The following is an 18,549-nucleotide window of genomic DNA, read 5'->3' as shown; positions in this document are numbered from 1 at the left end:
AATTATAATGTTATGACAATTTACAAATCTGTTTATAACATTTGCGCATCATAAAATTCAAAAATGCGCATTAACAACTATAAAAATTATAAAAATTAGCGTATTTGAAAGGAAATCTATGTCTAAGCCAATTGTCATTTCACTTGGAGAGCTACTTTGGGACTTACTCCCCCAAGGGAAACGAGTTGGCGGAGCGCCTGCGAACTTTGCTTATCATGCTCAAGCAAATGGAGCTGAAAGTTATGTTATTAGCGCAGTTGGAGAAGACGACCTCGGCAACGAACTTATTGAAGAAGTTAAAAAAGCCGGAATTAAGAACATCATACAAAAAAATGCTTGGCCAACTAGCACAGTAAACGTAGCACTTAGAAATGGCATACCTGAATACACAATAGTTAGAAATGTTGCATGGGATCACATTGTTTACACTAATGAATTAGTTGAATTGGTATCGAAAGCAGATGCTATATGCTTTGGAACGCTTGGATTAAGATCTCAAGAAACACACGACACTGTGTTAGAACTTCTAAAACATGCTAAACCAGAAGCAATGAAGTTCTTTGACATTAACATTCGTAGTGACCACTATTCAAAAGATTTGATTGAAGCGCTCCTTAAAGAAGCTACTGTATTTAAACTAAATGATTCAGAACTTCTTTTGCTAAGAGATATGTTCAACATTCGTGAAACTTCAGATAATGAAGCTTGCAAGTGGTTCCAAACGCGCTACGGATTAGATTATGTTATTTTGACAGGTGGATCTACATTCAGCACTATTACAACAAAAACAGGCGAGAATTCAACATTCCCAACACCTCACGTTGATGTAAACGATACTGTTGGAGCAGGCGATTCATTCTCCGGTACTTTTACGGCAAGAATATTATTAGGTGACTCTGTTGAGCAAGCTCATCGCAATGCAATAAACACTGCAGCTTATGTATGCACTCAAGCTGGAGCGTGGCCAAAGTATCCTGAAAATATAACAGACTACCTTTCTGAATCAGGTTTGTAAAAATTTACGATTAAAAAAACAAGTGTGAATGCTCGTGAATCATGATGTTCACGAGCATTTGCATAAAGTGGCATAGATTCGCGAAAATGTTAAAAATAAAAAATAGCGAATAAAATAAATAAGATAAAAAAACAAAAACAAGTGCTATAGGCAAAAAATAAAAAATAAAAAGCTTCAACTTGCAAGATATCAATCAAACGAGTTGAAGCTTTACTTTTATTTGTGGGGCCTCAGGGGCTTGAACCCTGGACCGGCGGATTATGAGTCCGCTGCTCTAACCGACTGAGCTAAAGCCCCACGCTGATAAACTCAGCAACGACTAGATTAGCACACACCCATAAACGTTTCCAAATCTCAGTGAGTCGAAAATGTTAAAACCGGCAGCGTTAAATCATCTTTCAGTAACAATATAACGAGAAGATGCAAAATTATCTAAAGCACCAGTCTTACGTATAGCAAAATACAAAACCCAAGGAAGAACACCAGCAATCACAAAACCGCTAATAATCTCACAAATCATGTGAACAGTATAATAATTAGATCCTCGACCTTGATAAAAAACAAATATTAAATAAATACCATATTCAATAGAAGTTAAAACACCAGACGAAATACTCAAATTAATGTTATATTTGCGATATTTAGTAAGCAAGAAAGGAATCTCGCTAAAAATCGCTTGCAAAGCTGCAGAAAGAAGAACAATAAAAGATGAATATTGCTGTCCAAGAATATTCTCGAACATAGTTCCAATAACATTCACATAAATTGCAGCGCCAGGCTTACGAATTAAAATAAGAGCGAGGGGTCCAGACATATACCAAACACCATGCAAAATACTTGCAAAACCAGGGACAATACTTCGCAAGATAGGCGAAATCTGAGAGAAGAACAACATAGTAAATCCCCAATAGACCACACCAAAAACAGCAGCTAAAGCAGAAGCTAATGCTATATCTGCTACGCGCCAACGTAATTTATTAACTTTAATCATTGAAGGAAGCTCAAATTTATTGGCATTATCCATTGATTTACTTGCATCAACTGTTGATTTACTTACATCTTTCCTTAACTTATTTTCATCATTTGTGATATTCGAATTAGATGTTTCATTATTAAAAGTATGAGTCATAAAAGCTCCTTCAACTTTACGCTGCGTATTGTAATTTCTAATGGATGTTCCCTGACCTACACAGCCTGGGCGAAAACACCAAAGGCTACTGTATCATCTAAAACGCGCATATTTATCAACTTCAATAAAACAATCTGTTATTTTTATAACATTTATAAAATTTATGTATAAGAGAAAAATCGTATGAAAGCATAGAGCAATTTAGCGTTCACAAAAGCTACACTGCTATTAGTATTCACAAAGCTACATTGATATTAGTATCCGCAAAAGCTACATTGCTATTAGTATCCGCAAAAGCTACACTGCTATCAGCATTCACAAAAGCTACATTGCTAGTTGAATATACGTATTATTTTATTTAATACTATTACGATGCGTTTTAACACTATTATGATGCGTCACCTTCACCTTTAGCTCGATCTTTACCGTAAATAGATGGGATAAAACGCTCTTGATCATGTAATTTTTCCCAAATAACAGGCGGATCATGTGGATTTTTTAGCGATTTAGGCACATCTATAATCCTCTGATTACTAGATCCGCGGAATTGTAATAACGAATCGTGCAAATCCTTCATATATCGACCGTCAACAAGAATATCTACATATTGCAAAAGCTCAAGCTTATCTGAAGTTTCGCCTTTGCGCATAAGCTCTTCCCAAGTGTAACCAGTCCAACTCCAAATATCCTTCGTATGACCAAATTCGTTTCGAATACGCTTACATAAAGGAATCAATATGCCAGTATTAAGTAGCGGCTCTCCGCCAAGAAGAGTTAATCCTTGTACATAAGGCTCAGCTAAATCCGACATAATTTGATCTTCAAGCTTTTGAGTATAAGGATAACCTGCGCGAAAATCCCAAATAGACTCGTTATAGCACTCAACACAATGAAATGGGCATCCAGAAACATAAAGCGAACAGCGAATACCTTCTCCATCTGTCATAAGAAAGCGCTTATAATCAGCCACCATCCCCTTACTCATTCGTCCACTTGACCACTGACCTGCGCGAGGATTATTAGAAAGAGATGTAGGAATCCATGGCCCACGATTTGCGTCCGTAGGCGCAAAATCATGCAAGCTGATGCGAGCCATGACATACCTCCATATAAATTACTAAATAAACTCCAAATAAATCATAAAATAAAATCCAGCCGTCAAAAAATGTAATTACAAAACGCAACGTACATTTTCTAACGGCTAGATTATCACCAAACAACAAACACAAGAAACACGATTACTTTTGTAAACTTGAGCTACAAACTTGAGCTACGCATTTCACGAACTCGAAGTAAGCATTTCGCAAACTTTCTATTTACTTACTTGGTTTCCTCATACCACTCACGAGATTCGCCATTATCCAGAGTCACATGACCAGTTTCACCAGACATATGCTTTACTCTGTGCGCGATTTCCTCGTGACGACCGTGAACCATTGGGCGCTGAACAGGATTGCCCAAGTATCCGCAAGTACGCTTAGTCACATTGCACTTATCAGGATCACTATTGCCACACTCAGGGCAACGGAAACCTTCCTTAGTTGGCTCAAAATCGCCCTGGAATCCGCAAACAAAGCAATGGTCGATTGGAGTATTCGTACCCAAATAACCAATGCCAATCTTATAAGCATAATCCCAAACAGCCTCCAAAGCTTTAGGATTTGCCTGCAAGCATGGGAATTCACAGTAGTTAATGAATCCACCAGAAGCAAGATACGGGAAATCAACTTCATAGCGAAGCTTTTCCATAGGAGTTGGTTGCAACCAAACAGGATAATGGAAAGAATTAGTGTAGAAATCGTGATCTGTTACGCCTTCAATGCGACCGAACTTTTGACGATCCATACGGTTAAAGCGGTCAGTCAAGGACTCAGCAGGAGTCGAATAAACAGAATAATGGTAACCTTCAGCTTTAGACCACTGTTGGCATAGCTGATTCATACGGCGAACCAAGGAAAGCGCAAATTGCTTGCCATCCTCATTCCAACTGTGATCTTGCATCCAATCCTTGCCATAGAACACAGAAGTAGCTTCATACAATCCTATGTATCCTAAAGAAACCGTAGCGCGTTCATTGCGGAACAGCTGATCAACACTCTCGTTAGCTTCCAAACGACCAAAAGCACCATATCGGAACAATGTTGGAGCGTTCACTGGAGTTGCCTGTTTACAACGCATAATACGGAATCTCAATGCTTGGTGAGCAACTTCCATTCGCTCATTAAAAAGCTTCCAGAACCTGTTTACATCTCCATGAGATTCAAGAGCAATACGAGGAACATTGACTGTCACAACGCCAAGATTCATACGTCCATCTTCAACATCCTTACCAGTTTTTGGATCAATCCAACCCTGAAGGAATGAACGGCAACCCATAGGCGCTTTGAATGAGCCAGTAATTTTAACAATATTCTCATAGAACACAACATCTGGATACATGCGCTTTGTAGAGCACTCAAGAGCAAGTTGCTTCAAATCGTAATTAGGGTCTTGAGGGTCTGCATTTACACCATGCTTAATAGTAAACACAAGTTTAGGGAAGATTGCAGTGTGACGATCTTTACCAAGTCCGCGGATACGATTTAGCAATATAGCACGCTGGATTTCACGAGCAAACCAAGAAGTACCTAAGCCAAAACCAACAGTTACAAACGGAGTCTGACCGTTAGAAACACGATTAGAGTTGATTTGATATTCCATAGTTTGCATAGCGTCATAAATAGCTTTGCGCGTCATAATCTTCGCGTAAATTTCACGAATCTGATCAAGCTCACTCAAATTATCGTCAAATGGCGCGTCAGGTGGAAGAGGATCTCTATCTGAACAATGAAGATTCTTTGGTTCTTGCGCTTTCAAACCATCAATCATATCTTTAGCGACTTGAATTGGAGTTGAATCAGGAATCATTGCTTTTGCCATGGAAAGATTCTTGTCATAATCGCACTTTGCATAACGCTCAAGCATTTCGTCAGTGCGATTAACAGTCTGACCACCGTATTGCGCACCAGCAATATCTTTAATAATCTGAGTAACTTGAGTAGCAGCTGTACCAATTGACTTCGGACTATCCATCATAGCGTTGCCAAGAGCGAATCCCTTAGCTAGCATGTCGCCAAAATCTGGAAGTGAGCAATTACTCATGCAAGTAAAAGGCGAATAATCAGCATCATGGAAGTGGATATCGCCTTTCATATGAGCATTAGAAACAGCGTGAGGAAGCATAGAGAATGCAGATGCTTTAGAAACAGCTCCAGCAAGAAGATCTCTTTGAGTTGCATAAACATTTGAATCTTTATTTGCGTTCTCACGAACCAAAGATTCATCACGATTCACAAGGCGATTAACAGCTTCATTGATATCCGTAGCTTTAGCACGATCAATATCTCGATTTAGTCGATAGCTTGTATAGCAACGAGCGACCTCATACAAATGATTTTCAATAAGACTGTGCTCAACCAAAGTCTGAATGTCTTCAATTTTTGCTGGACCATTATAACGATCTTGAATCTCAGCTTCAATATGATCCGTAATATCTCGAATCATCTGCTCTTCTTGAGGACCAACTTCTTTGCCTAAGTCCTTAAAAGCAGCTTTAATCGCCATAATTATATTCATTGGATCAAAATCAACCACACGACCATCGCGCTTCTCAACAAGTACACGAGATTTCTGCGAATCACTAGAAGAATCATTTCCTTCTGCGATAACTTCATCTTTTGATGTCGATTCCAAAGTCGTTTCGTAGACCTGCATTGTACAGACCTTTCTTGATTTCTCAGTTTTAATTTAACTTCTACGATTTTGCCGTAAAATGAATGCCAAAATCAAACAAAAATCATGCTTAATCTTGAGCAACTCGATTAACTATAACCCGAACCATATCCAATATCTAGTGTTAAAGCAAAGAATCCTCACAATATATAGTGATTTATGTAAAATCCTTTATTTTTCAAGCGCGTCTTAAGCGTGTCGTACGAAATCGCTCGAAATTAAACTGTAAAAATTACTATTTTTAGTTAAAATATTTATTATTTTTATCACTAAAATCACCAATATCCGAATTCATAACTGAAGTAAATTTATATACAAAAAGAAGAAAATGTGAATACACGCCGTAAATTTAGCGCACTTCGCGACGATTTGATATATTGAGTGACGTGGAACAGACAGCTTTTCAACATGCAGAAGAATTTGGATTCCAATCCGGAGATGTCATACAACAATGGCTATGGGATGACGATGTCGATGATGCCATTTGTACAAATATTGAACAACTTACTGGCGTAGAACTTGTAGATGAAGATTATGATTCTGCAGTAGATGGCGTAATCATTTGGTGGCGTGATGGCGATGACGAAGATGAGCTTGCTGACACAATCATGGATGCCACTAACATGCTAAGTGATGACGCTCCAATGTGGGTTCTCATTCCTAAGCCAGGGCGCCCAGGAGCTCCAAGTTCAAGCACTGTTCAATCTGCAGCAAAAACAGCTGGAATGAATGCAGCAACTCCTCTGACTGTAAGTGCAGACTGGAATGGAATTCGCTTACGCGCTTTCGGCAAAGGTCAAAGCAAGTAACTCAACGAAAAGCACACGCGTCTTGCGCATACTTCTATGCGCGCTTGAGCGCCTACATAAAACTCGTTAAGCACTTACATGCAACTTGTTAAGCGCGCGACTGAAACTTCACAAGTATGCGTAATTATCTTTAGAGTACACTTAATATGCAAGTCACAAATCCGCGCATTTTAGAGTATGCTTACAATTCACTTAGCTACACACACGTCATAAACTTACATGTCTGACATTAAAAACCATCTGCTTTTAACGTAAGCACGTCTTACAATAAAGTAGTTATTTTGTTTCAATTCAGCTTACAATACAAGTAGATTAAACAAAGGAGTCTAGGATGAAACAGCTATCAATTAAGCCAACTATTCACAAATTCGACAATGCTCTAGATTTTGCAAAAGAGTTTAATCTTAAAGAAGGCGACTTAGTTATAACTAACAAATACATTTGGGAACCATATTTTGGCAATTTAAATCTTGATTGCGATGTGATTTTCCAAGAAAATTACGGTAAAGGCGAACCAAGCGATGCAATGGTTGACGCAATTATGAGCGATATTCACACTCCTGCAAAACGCGTGATTGGAATTGGCGGCGGCACAGTTTTAGATATTTCTAAAGTTTGCGCACTAAAACATACTAGCCCACTTGAAGATTTAGTTGACGGAAAGATTCCTGTACAAAAAGGAGCAGATCTTATTCTTGTTCCAACTACTTGCGGAACTGGCTCAGAAGTTACGAACGTTGCAGTGTTCTCGCTTACTAAGCGCAATACCAAGAAGGGTTTAGCAAACGATGCTTGCTACGCTAGTGACGCAATTCTTATTCCAGAATTATTGAAAAGCCTTCCAGACTACGTTTTTGCAACAAGCTCTATTGACGCTCTTACACACTCAATTGAGTCTGCACTTTCTCCAATTGCAACTGATCTTACGAAAATGTTTAGCTATAAGGCTTGTGGTCTTATTTTGCAAAGCTATATGAAAGTTGTGAACGCCGGAGATAACGCGAAAAAACAAGTTGTAGACGATTTGCTTTCAGCAAGTCTTTACGCTGGCATCGCTTTTGGTAATGCTGGATGTGGCTGCGTTCACGCTATGGCTTATCCTCTTGGAGGTACTTTCCACGTTGCTCACGGCGAAACAAATGCATCTCTTCTTACAAGCGTTTTACGCTATTATGCTAAACACGATTGTGAAAATAACGAAAAAAACAAAGACAGCGAAAAGAACAACACTGAACTTTCTAAACTTTTCGAATTTATGTCTAACATTCTTGAATGCTCTAAAGATGATGTTCTAGATAAGCTTGATGAAGTGCTTAACACAATTCTTCCTAAGCATAAGCTCCACGAGTATGGCATGAAAAAAGATATGATTCAAAGCTGGTCTAAAAGTGTTGTTAAAGAACAGCAACGCCTTTTGAAAAACTCATATATGCCGATGAGTGAAAGTGCTATTGAAGAAGTTTATACATCTACTTTCTAAAACCGCACACTCACACCAACCACTCGCTTTAGAAAAATTAAGTAATAAACTAATGAACGCAAGCAATATTTAAAAAAACAACTAATAGACATCACAAATTATATACATTGCAAAGTCTATTAGTTGTTTTTGAAAGAGCTAAAAATTATTCAATAACTTTTAGCTCTTCCAACCGTGGCTCACCTAAAGGCAAGCTAGTATCAGAAGGGAAGAATCCGTCATTTACTCTAAAGCTTACATAAACTTTTTTCCCAATATATTTTTTCATAGCTCGTTCTGCTTCACTATCTTTTTCTAATGCAAACATACTTGCATCTTTAGGTTTAGGAGTATTACCCATATCTCCGCTATGATTTAAGAGAATGCTTGATTTATTATCAAAAATAAGCAGCATAAAGTTTTCACGACTGTGATCATAACCGGGATTAGGATCTGGCATATTCTGCATTTTAAGAACCTGATCATATGAAAGAACTCTCACAGTTCCGAAAACAACTTGTCGCCCACTCGCTTTTTCGTCCTCGATCTTCTTAGCTAAAGATTTAACATTCTTAGATTTTTTATTCTCTTTCTTAGAATTCTTATTCTTCGATTCAGATTTTCCACTTTTTCTACTTATAGACTTCTTATAAGTATTATCTTCAGTTTTAGCTAAATCATCGAGAATTTTAGTGTTATTTACACTAACAAAATTGATTTGTTTTACTTTATCTTTAGGAGAATCAGTAATTATCCCTGACCAATATTTCTCTTTTTCAACAGGATTACTATTCGCAATATTCATAGTAACTTTATAAATTTCAGCTTCACCTGTTCCGCCAGACAATTCAGTGTATCTTAGCGCATTAGTATTTACATATTGTTCTACAAAAACTCTAATTCCATTTGAAACATACATACCCTCATGAATTAAGTCATCTGAAGAAACAACATCACTGTAGTCTTTATTTACAGTAAAAAGCTTCAAAGGATACATGTAATTAGCATCTTTTCGAAGAATAAGATCTGGAACATCTCTATTACTCATATTGACCAATGCATAAGAATACTTAGTTTCTTTAGGATTATTATCAGAATCCTCAGTTCCTTCAGGATCAAAATTATATTTACTAGCATTTGCTAAAACTTTTTTATACAATGCAGCAGTTTTTGCATTATGAACGCATACTTTTTCTATCGATCCAGATTTTTTACTACTCTGCTTACTGTTTGAACATCCAGAAAACAGAGGTATAACTATTATTAACGTAAATAATAAAATCAAAAATTTTTTCAATTTCAACATATTTAACATAACTATTGCCATCCTCAATTATTAAAATAATTTTGAGCATACGGAATACGTAGTTTAATACAAACTAATAATATTTTTTGCACATATCACGTCAGTTTTTATATAATTCAACAAGTGTAGCTACATTATTGAAAATTAAGCGTAACAGGAGTCTAACGAATATGTGTCTATCTTATGAAAAAGATAATTCATTAAAAGTTATTTCAATCGTTGGCCCAACTGCTTCAGGCAAAACATCTTTAGGCATTTTGATAGCTAAACGTTTAGCTAAAAATGGAGTTAAAGCTGAGATTATTAACGCAGATGCTTATCAAATGTATAAATATATGGATATTGGTACGGCTAAAGCAAGCGCAAAAGAACAAGCTGAAGTTCCACATCACCTAATTGATATTATTGATCCAGAAGAAACTATGAGCGTTGCTCGCTTTCAAACTTTAGCTAGAAATTGTATTCATGAACTTCAAGATCGTGAAATACGACCAATTTTAGTTGGCGGAAGTGGATTATACGCACGCGCCGCAGTTGACGATATTACTTTCCCTGGAACAGATCCGTTAATTAGAAAAGCTTTAGAAGAGCGTGAGCGGAAAGTTGGAGGTCTAGCTTTATTTGAAGAATTAAAAGAAAAAGATCCAGTTGCTGCATCTAAAATGGACGCGCGTAATCCACGGCGTACTATTCGCGCTCTTGAAGTTATTGAGCTAACAGGTAAACCATATTCCGCAAGTCTTCCGCGCTATAAGTATGTGATTGATTGCGTACAAATTGGATTAGATTTGAAACGTGAAGATTTAGACAAACGAATTGATATTAGAACTCAAATAATGCGAGAAAAAGGTTTTGTAGATGAAGTTCTTAAAATTCGGAATCGATTAGGCGTTACTGCTTCTAGAGCTCTTGGATATCAGCAAATTATCAATTATTTAGATGGATTATGTAGCGAAGACGATGCTTTCGCAGATATTGCACAAAAAACTAAACGACTTGCACGTAAACAAATGGGCTGGTTTGGACGCGATGCTCGCATTCATTGGCTGGATGCTTTAAGACCAGATCTTACAGATGCTGCTATGTCAATTATTCATGATGCAGATTCAACTAATTATTTAAATACTAACGTCACTCAACATCATCTTGGCGATACATTTAAGTAAAGATTAGCAAAGATCAGCAAAGATTAGCAAAGATTCTCAGGCAATTTCAAAGCTTTATGTGTATGATATAAAGACGTGATACTTGATCGTCATAACCGCGTAAATTCCGCAGAGCTTTATGCACGTCTGCGAAGCACCGATGCAAAGGTAGCAGAAGGTGACTATATATCAGAATTGCCTAATGATCAGATAGATGACTTCGTAAACATGATGCAAGTTTATGAAGGAGCTATGTATGAAATCAGCACAAAGCTTGAAATTCTAGATAGCGAATTCCAAGTTCGCTTCTCACACGATCCTATTCATCACATGGAACGCCGTCTAAAATCTGTGCATTCTATTTTTGAAAAACTTCATAGACGTAATCTAGATATTTCTACTCATGCTATACGCGATAACCTTTTTGACGTTGCTGGAATACGAGTTATATGCAACTATCGCGATGATGTTTATGCTGTAGCTCAATATCTTTCTGAGCAAACAGATATTCAAGTTCTACAAGTAAAGGATTATATTAAAAATCCTAAGCCTAATGGATATAGGAGCTTGCACGTGATTTACGCAGTTCCAGTATTCCTTTCTTCCGGCGCTCATTACACGCCTGTAGAAGTCCAATTCCGCACTATCGCAATGGATTATTGGGCTAGTTTGGAACACGCTTTGCGTTATAAAGCTGATTTACCAGATAGTAAGCTTGCAGAACATTCACAAACATTGCTTGATTGCGCTTGCAATTTGCAAAAAATTGAAGCTTTAATGCAAGGAATCCACCGCGATATTAACGGTACTCCTCGCGTAGAAAATGCACCTCATTCATAACTCATAAGTTCTAATAATGTAAAAATGTAACTATACTAAAGTTAATTCAACTGTGCTATAGTGAATTATTTACTTTTAAATATATAAGTTTCAAATAGTAAGGAGCGATATGACATATTACGATCAACAGTCATACGGAAACTCACAACCTGTTATTGATACTAATGCTGTTTACGCATATGAACGAGCAAAACACACGTCAATAACTAAAGTTTATGGCGAAATGACAATTGGCTTGTTAGTAACTGCGCTTGTTGCAATGTATACACAAACGACTCACGCGTTCTATTACTTTATTCAAAGCACTGGAATGTTTGGATGGATTGGCATTGTACTTGTTCAAATCATATTGTCGACTGTTTTAGGCATACGCATCTTCAAAATGAGAGTTGGAGTCGCGCGCGCTATATTCTATATTTACGCTGCAATTACAGGATTTACTTTAGGAGTGATTTTCGATATTTTCACAACAGCTTCAATAGCTTTAGTATTTTGTCTTACAGCAGGATTCTTCCTATGCTTAACAATGCTTGCACTTACTACTAAAGTCAACATGCTTAAAGCTGGACCAATTCTTATGGTTGGCGTGATAGTACTCGTTATCTCACAACTAGCACTATCATTCTTTGCTCCATCAGATAACTTAATTAAGATAGTTGCTGCTATTGGAATATTACTTTTTGCTGGTCTTACAGCTTATGACGCTCAAAAAACGCGTGCTTTGTTTGAGCAATATGAAAATGAGCCTGAAGCTATAAAAAGATTGTCTATTTTATGCGCTTTGCAACTTTACTTAGACTTCATAAATATGTTTGTTTATCTTCTTCAATTACTTGGAGATAGACGAGAATAGTAAATAAATATTATATATTTACAAATCATAAAATTGATTGACTAAGCAATAGCTAAAAACAATTGATAATTAAATAAAACAAACTAATAATTAAATAAAACAAAAATGCTCTTCGCTTCATGAATTTCACTTCACAAAACGAAGAGCATTAAACTTATTGCAACTAAAACAGCAGCAATCGAACTAAAACTAGCTCAACACATTAACTCTAGAAACTAACTCCTTAACCTCTCTAACACTAACGTAGAATACGACACAAACAAGAAGCAACGAAACTATTGTTACAACAGGCATAACATCTACGCCAGTATGAGCAACCTTAGACTTAGACTTCTTAACAGAATAATGACGACGATTACGATGAGAATCATCATTAGAATCATTAGAAGACCTAGAATCATCCGAATCATTCTTAACATCATTCTTAGAATCCTCTGACTTCACACTAGAGTCACTAGAGTCATCAGAACTGTCATAAGACACAGGATTCTCATAATACTTCAAATACGTTTCAGCATTAGCTTCAACAAATTGATCAGCATTAGAAGGAATCACATAAACATTAGTCCAAGCAATCTGCTGACCTTCAGAATTAAGCAACACGATAGTATGAATACCAGAATAATTTCCTGGAATCATCGCATTAAACTTAACCTTCTTACCGTCTAACGTTACTTTCACGTAATTAGTATCATTCTCACCTTTTAATAATTTAGGCGAAGAATAAATATACGCATAAGCATAAGCAACCTTATTCTTAATAAGATCCTTAACAAACTCGCTTGTAGCAGAAACATCATTCTCACCAGCAGCACCTGGAGCTTGAGGAGCAGAACCAGACGGAGCACCCGAGCCAGTACCCGAACCCGAACCAGAACCATCTGAATCACCAGTACCAGAACCAGTATTCGCATCAAGCAAGCCTGCGAAAGTCAAAATCATAGGATTATCCATACCTGCTCGAGCAATATTATTCTTATTTGCACCAACAACAAGATTACCCTTAACAGACTTATCAAGACTCGAAACAGACTCAGGAGCTTCAGGAGCTTCTTCAGAAGAAGATGGAGGCTCTAAGTGGTCAACCACAATTACTTTTGAAATAGTATCGCTACTATCACCAGTATCAGTTGTGATATTACCTGCATAATCAACTGCTTCTACTTTAATAACATGTTTACCATTAGTTAAATCAGAAGTTGGAATATCAAAATCAAACTCTGTTTTATCTGGCTTATCTGCAGAAACATTACTCTCACTATTATTATCTGAATCTGCATCAGTAAGAGTATCTTCAATGCTCTTGGAAACAAGTTGATTTTCACTAGAAGCAACAACGTTACCATCAACATATACTTTTACAAGTTTGAGATTATCATCCTTAACTTTCACTTTGACGGATCTATTATCTTTAATAGTTTCATTGCTTTCTACGCCAATATTAACTTTAGGATTCAACTTATCAACAACTACAGGTATGAATGTTTGCAAAGATGAAGCGGTTGTATTATTCACTTCTACATGAATAATATCCTTATCTTTTACATCAAACTTCCTATTGAATGAAGATTCGTTTACTTTTTCTCCTCCACCATCTGTTGAGAAGAATTCGCTAACTATATTGCCGTTTATAAGCAGAGAATATCCAAAGCTATCTTGACTCATAGAACCTTCGAAGTCTACAGAATCTTGATTTGTAAACAACGTATTTCCGTAAAGCTTAGGAGTACTAAACACAGCCTTAGCCGGATTTACATCAAAGTAGAATCTTGTTTTAGTATCAAGGAAGCTTCTCTCAGATTCCTCAGTTGATCCTTCTTTCTTAACTTTTTCTTTAAGTTGCATACGGAAATCATTTATTCCAACATGCATAGGAAGAGTCACAGAAAAACGACCATCTTTAATTACAGCAACAATAGAATCTTTCAATTTCATATGACCATCAACTACTTCAGCAGAAGGAGTGAACACTATGTTTGAAATCTTAGGTCCAACTTTACCTGTTACTGTAAAGGAATTACCACTTATATTAGGATTTGGCTTACCGTCTTTCAATTTTGGTTGAATTATATAAGTGTTCATTCCTTCAAACTTATTTGCGGATTCCTTATCTATTTCAAAGTCATAATCCTTGCTGAATATCCTATGAACTTCATTATCAAACTTATCTACTGGCTTCGTACGACCTTCTAAAGCAAACACTTTAGAAGAATCATTCGCACCATCAGATGCAGTTAGAGTAACTGTATAAGCGGAAGCATCAGGCTTGACAGTAACTTCAAATGAACCGTCATCATTAAGCTTTACATCATCAGGATCTACAAATTCTCCAGAAGAAGAACCGCTACCAACAGAAACACCACCATCAGGAGTTTGAGCTGTTTTAACATAATCCAAATGCATCGAAAGCTTGTCACCTTTATCGTCAGTAACTTTACCTTTAATAGTAACTTCGCCGTTTTCTTTAACATCAAGATTATTATTCTTGTTCAAATTAGTTACTGTTATATTTGGAGCATGAGCATTGAAAGTTACATCAACTTCAGCAGTGCCAATTGAAGAACCTGCAGAGTTTAAACCTGTAACAACAATGTGATTAACACCGTTTTCAAGAGGAACATAAGCTGCAAAAGCTGATTTATCTTCGAAGAATTTCTTATGCTTATCATCAACAGTTACAGTCTTATTCCCATTATCTTTATAAGTAACTGAAACCTTAATATCTTTCACATCATCGGAAGCATAACCGCCGATAGGAAGATAAAGATTATCGTCACCATCGAATTTAGACATGAACCTAATTGCCATAGTCTTACTTGCAAGCTTAGAAGCACCATTTATAACAACATCTTTAGAATCTGTAGAATCCTTGAAGATCTTATAAACATAGCCACTCTTATTTTCAGCAGAATCCTTAGTTGAGACATAAAGGAATTTAGCATCAGAGCCAATATGAACCTTATAAGTATGCTTTGTTGCAGGATTAGAAGGATCAAAGTTTAACTTACAAGCGCCTTTTTCATCTTTTTCCTGGCATGTTTTATCTACATTTCTAACTGCAGCCCATTTGCCATTTATATGAACATCAGGCACATAAGTTTCACTCAAATCGTCCACAACAGTAATAATCACATCACCATTAGAGTCACGATCAGAAACCTTAATCTTAGGAGCTTTTGTATCAAGACCAACCTTCATAGTGTAGGTTTGGAAACGATCAGAATTCTTAGATAATTTAGCTGTAACCTTATACGTATATATTCCGTCAGGAGCAGTTACTTCTTTACCGGTTTTAGGATCGTATTCACTACCATCCCATTCACCAGTCGAACTCTCATTACCATGAGCGCTTCCTTTAAGACTCCTGTAATCGCTACGGCTAACATAATTATCATAACCTAAGTCTTTAATCAGCTTGCCTTTAGCGTCATATATAGAATACTTAACTTCTTCAGCACTACGGAACATCATTAAAGATGGGATAATAGTGTCTAAAAGCTTATCTTTGTTAGGAGAGAATGAACCTAATTTAGCAGCTTCACCTTCACGATTCACTTTTACTTTATTAGTATTGCTTACTGCAGAAACAAGAGTTGTACTTGCTTTAACATCGGAAGAGTACTCATTGTTTGGATCAACAAGAATCGGTTCCTTATTCCAATCTCCCACAAAACCAAGATATGGCACTGAAAGACTTGGCTGATTAGAATCTTTTGATTCAAATCGAATATAACCTTCAATATAGTGATCTTTACTAGTATCTGGTTTAAGCTTGAATTCAACTGTTGCAACACTATTAGCTTTTACTAAAATACTGCCATTGCAATTTTGAGGAGTTAAATTCTCATTACTTATATTTGTAACAGTATCTTTATTAGCTTCATTAGATTCATTTAATACTTTTTCAGTTGGAACGTTGAAAGTTAAATCTTTGCTTCCATAATTATGCAAATTGACTGTAATAGTTCGTTCACCATTAACTTCACGAAGAGGTACATAAGATTCATCATTTACAGTTGCAATAACATTAGTATCCATAGCTTTGTCAACTTGCGCTAAACCAGCACCAATTTGACGAGGAGCATATGGAACACCATCATCTTTACCATTAGATGTAAGAATCTTAGCTGTATTCATCAATGCTTGAGTTGCTCTTTTTACTCGATCTTTTGCAGAAAGCTTCGGGAAACGATTCTTATAATATTGCACCATAAGAGCAGAAAGACCGGAAATATTTGGAGCAGCCATGGAAGTACCAGACATATTCACATAATTGCCTGTACCGTTCTGAGTAGAGAATACATTTCCACCAATTCCAGCAATATGAGGCTTAAAATCAAGTTCTGGCGTTGGACCCCAAGAAGTGAATCCTGAAGGATGCATGCTATCAGGATTTGGAGCACTTACATAATTATTGCTGAAAGAAATCTTAACTTTCTTATTTTGTTTAAGCTCATCAAGCATTTTCAACGCGTCAGAACGTCTAATCGATACTCCAAATTTTTTACCAAATCCTTCAATACCAGCCATACCAAGGAATTGTTCTGTACCTTTATCATTATTGTAAACAAGTATGCCTGCTGCACCAGCTTCAAAAGCATGCTTAAATTTTGTAGCAAAATTGATTTTACCACGCTCAACTAATACGTATTTACCGTGAACGTTTACGCCATCATACTCATCTATATCAGGATCGTCAGAATCATCATCGTACGATCTTCCGTATCCTACAGAAACAACTTCGCGCTCCTGTCCATCAGGTTTACCAGTCGCTAACCTATAAAGTATATCTGTACCTTTATCGGAACCATCTGCTTTATAAGTAGCTTTTTTCTCTGTCATAATGGAATTTTCAACAGATGCTACGCTAAAAGCTTCAGGGAACGCAGAAGGAGTTCCAAGAGTTGCATCATCTAACTTTCCTAAAACATCATCTATTTCACCGTTAGATGAGAAATTCAAACCAGAGTTTCCAGCTGAAACAACTGGAAGAACTCCAGCATCTCTAGCTTTCTTCAAGGCTAGACCTGTAATATTTGAAGCTCCACTAAAACCATTGGTTGAACCAAGAGACATGTTTATAATATCAGCACCAAGCTCAACGGATTTTTCAACAGCAGCAGCTATATCAGCGTCATCCGCACCGCCAGCTCTACTAGCTTCATTAGAAAACACTTTCATAGCAAGCAGCTGTGCGTTTGGAGCAACACCATCAACACGCCAATTATCTTTAGCTAATTTATTTCCTTCATCTCCATTAGCAGCAACAATTCCAGCTACGTGCATGCCATGCTGTTCTTCACTAATGTCATCTCTAACGTTATTGTTTTGATCTGCAAAATTATAACCGTCAGGCACTTTATCTGTAAAACCTGGCTTTGGTTGCATTTTAATATGAGCTTTTGCGCTTAAATCAAGCTTCATATCTGGCTGATTCATATCAATACCGGTATCAATAATTGAAACTAACATACCGGTACCGTCAAGCTTATATTTCTTAAACGCTTCAGACACTCCTTGAAGAACACGCGCATTATTTTCCATAGTATGGAATTTACGTGCTTTATGAGCAGATTCGACTTCTGGCTCTTTTCTAAGCTCTAAAACGAGATTCTGAGGCATTGTAACTTCAAATGCGTTCACCAAATATCCAAGCTGGCGACGAACTTTCATTTGATACTTTTCACACCATTTAGATAGTAGCTTATTTTGCTGAGCCATACGAGCAGAAGCAACACCCTTCCCTATGCCACTTTTACCCTTAAGTGTAACTATAACATTCACTTCTTTTTTAGAATTGAAGTCGAATTCATTTTTATATGCTTTTTTATAATCTTCTATTGCTTTTTCAAGTATTGAACCTTTAGGAACATCATCAGAATTCTTATGATTTTCAGAAAAAGCCTTAATAGCTTTTTTAATCTCAGCTTCTGTTGGTACGTGACCTTTTTGCGCAGCGTCACTAAGCAATTTATTTGCGTCAACAGAAGCAGATTTTTCGTTATTGTTTACATCTGCAACTGTTTGTGCAAAAGCAGGAACTGCAGAAAACGGCACGAGCAATGTTGCTGCAGCAATGCCGAATGCTGCTAACCGAGTTAGATATGACGTTCTAGTGAACTTCACAACAATCTCCTCTCGAATAAATATGAACATATCCCCCAAACGACTAAAGCGCAGAAGAAATATTGTTGGAAACTCTATCACTATTTATGTAATAAA

11 protein-coding genes and 1 tRNA gene are annotated in these 18,549 nt (G+C 36.8%); 6 read left to right on the top strand and 6 right to left on the bottom strand.

Annotated features, from left to right (window positions below):
* Positions 1-118: 118 nt before the first annotated feature.
* Positions 119-1,015, top strand: coding sequence for a carbohydrate kinase family protein (locus HXT27_RS03860; RefSeq protein WP_075523061.1), 897 nt, complete (start codon positions 119-121; stop codon positions 1,013-1,015).
* Positions 1,016-1,238: 223 nt separating this feature from the next.
* Here HXT27_RS03860 and HXT27_RS03855 read toward each other — a convergent pair.
* The 4 genes from HXT27_RS03855 to nrdD form a co-directional block, all read right to left on the bottom strand.
* Positions 1,239-1,312 (bottom strand) — tRNA-Ile (locus HXT27_RS03855).
* Positions 1,313-1,406: 94 nt separating this feature from the next.
* Positions 1,407-2,039: an ECF transporter S component gene (locus HXT27_RS03850; RefSeq protein ID WP_369803149.1), complete on the bottom strand. Its 633-nt coding sequence runs from the start codon at positions 2,037-2,039 to the stop codon at positions 1,407-1,409.
* Between the two features lie 493 nt (positions 2,040-2,532).
* Positions 2,533-3,240 carry an anaerobic ribonucleoside-triphosphate reductase activating protein gene (gene nrdG / locus HXT27_RS03845; RefSeq protein WP_103042902.1) on the bottom strand — a complete coding sequence of 236 codons (708 nt, stop codon included), beginning with the start codon at positions 3,238-3,240 and terminating at the stop codon, positions 2,533-2,535.
* 224 nt (positions 3,241-3,464) lie between these two features.
* On the bottom strand, positions 3,465-5,897 hold the full coding sequence (gene nrdD / locus HXT27_RS03840) for an anaerobic ribonucleoside-triphosphate reductase (protein WP_103042901.1): 2,433 nt from the start codon (positions 5,895-5,897) through the stop codon (positions 3,465-3,467).
* Positions 5,898-6,301: 404 nt separating this feature from the next.
* Between nrdD and HXT27_RS03835 the strand changes: the two genes are divergently transcribed.
* Positions 6,302-6,724 carry a DUF3052 domain-containing protein gene (locus HXT27_RS03835; protein WP_082266204.1) on the top strand — a complete coding sequence of 141 codons (423 nt, stop codon included), beginning with the start codon at positions 6,302-6,304 and terminating at the stop codon, positions 6,722-6,724.
* Between the two features lie 331 nt (positions 6,725-7,055).
* Positions 7,056-8,204 (top strand): 4-hydroxybutyrate dehydrogenase, encoded by a 1,149-nt coding sequence (locus tag HXT27_RS03830; protein ID WP_103042900.1) that lies wholly within the window; start codon positions 7,056-7,058, stop codon positions 8,202-8,204.
* Between the two features lie 145 nt (positions 8,205-8,349).
* Here the strand turns inward: HXT27_RS03830 and HXT27_RS03825 are convergent, their stop codons facing one another.
* On the bottom strand, positions 8,350-9,498 hold the full coding sequence (locus tag HXT27_RS03825; RefSeq protein ID WP_103042899.1) for a hypothetical protein: 1,149 nt from the start codon (positions 9,496-9,498) through the stop codon (positions 8,350-8,352).
* Positions 9,499-9,659: 161 nt separating this feature from the next.
* Between HXT27_RS03825 and miaA the strand changes: the two genes are divergently transcribed.
* The 3 genes from miaA to HXT27_RS03810 all read left to right on the top strand — a co-directional run bounded on the left by miaA (position 9,660) and on the right by HXT27_RS03810 (position 12,327).
* A complete protein-coding gene (gene miaA, locus HXT27_RS03820) occupies positions 9,660-10,655 on the top strand; it encodes a tRNA (adenosine(37)-N6)-dimethylallyltransferase MiaA (RefSeq protein ID WP_103042898.1) in 996 nt (331 codons plus the stop codon).
* 126 nt (positions 10,656-10,781) lie between these two features.
* Positions 10,782-11,474 (top strand): GTP pyrophosphokinase, encoded by a 693-nt coding sequence (locus HXT27_RS03815; protein WP_369803148.1) that lies wholly within the window; start codon positions 10,782-10,784, stop codon positions 11,472-11,474.
* 109 nt (positions 11,475-11,583) lie between these two features.
* Positions 11,584-12,327: a Bax inhibitor-1/YccA family protein gene (locus HXT27_RS03810; protein ID WP_103042897.1), complete on the top strand. Its 744-nt coding sequence runs from the start codon at positions 11,584-11,586 to the stop codon at positions 12,325-12,327.
* Positions 12,328-12,516: 189 nt separating this feature from the next.
* On the opposite strand, the gene HXT27_RS03805 is transcribed toward HXT27_RS03810, so the two are convergent.
* Positions 12,517-18,453: a S8 family serine peptidase gene (locus tag HXT27_RS03805; protein ID WP_422113096.1), complete on the bottom strand. Its 5,937-nt coding sequence runs from the start codon at positions 18,451-18,453 to the stop codon at positions 12,517-12,519.
* Positions 18,454-18,549: the final 96 nt, after the last annotated feature.

Source organism: Gardnerella bivia (assembly GCF_049262715.1).
Lineage (GTDB): Bacteria > Actinomycetota > Actinomycetes > Actinomycetales > Bifidobacteriaceae > Bifidobacterium > Bifidobacterium vaginale_A.
The sequence above is the reverse complement of the archived record's forward strand: the minus strand, read 5'-3'. Positions and strand labels throughout refer to the sequence as shown.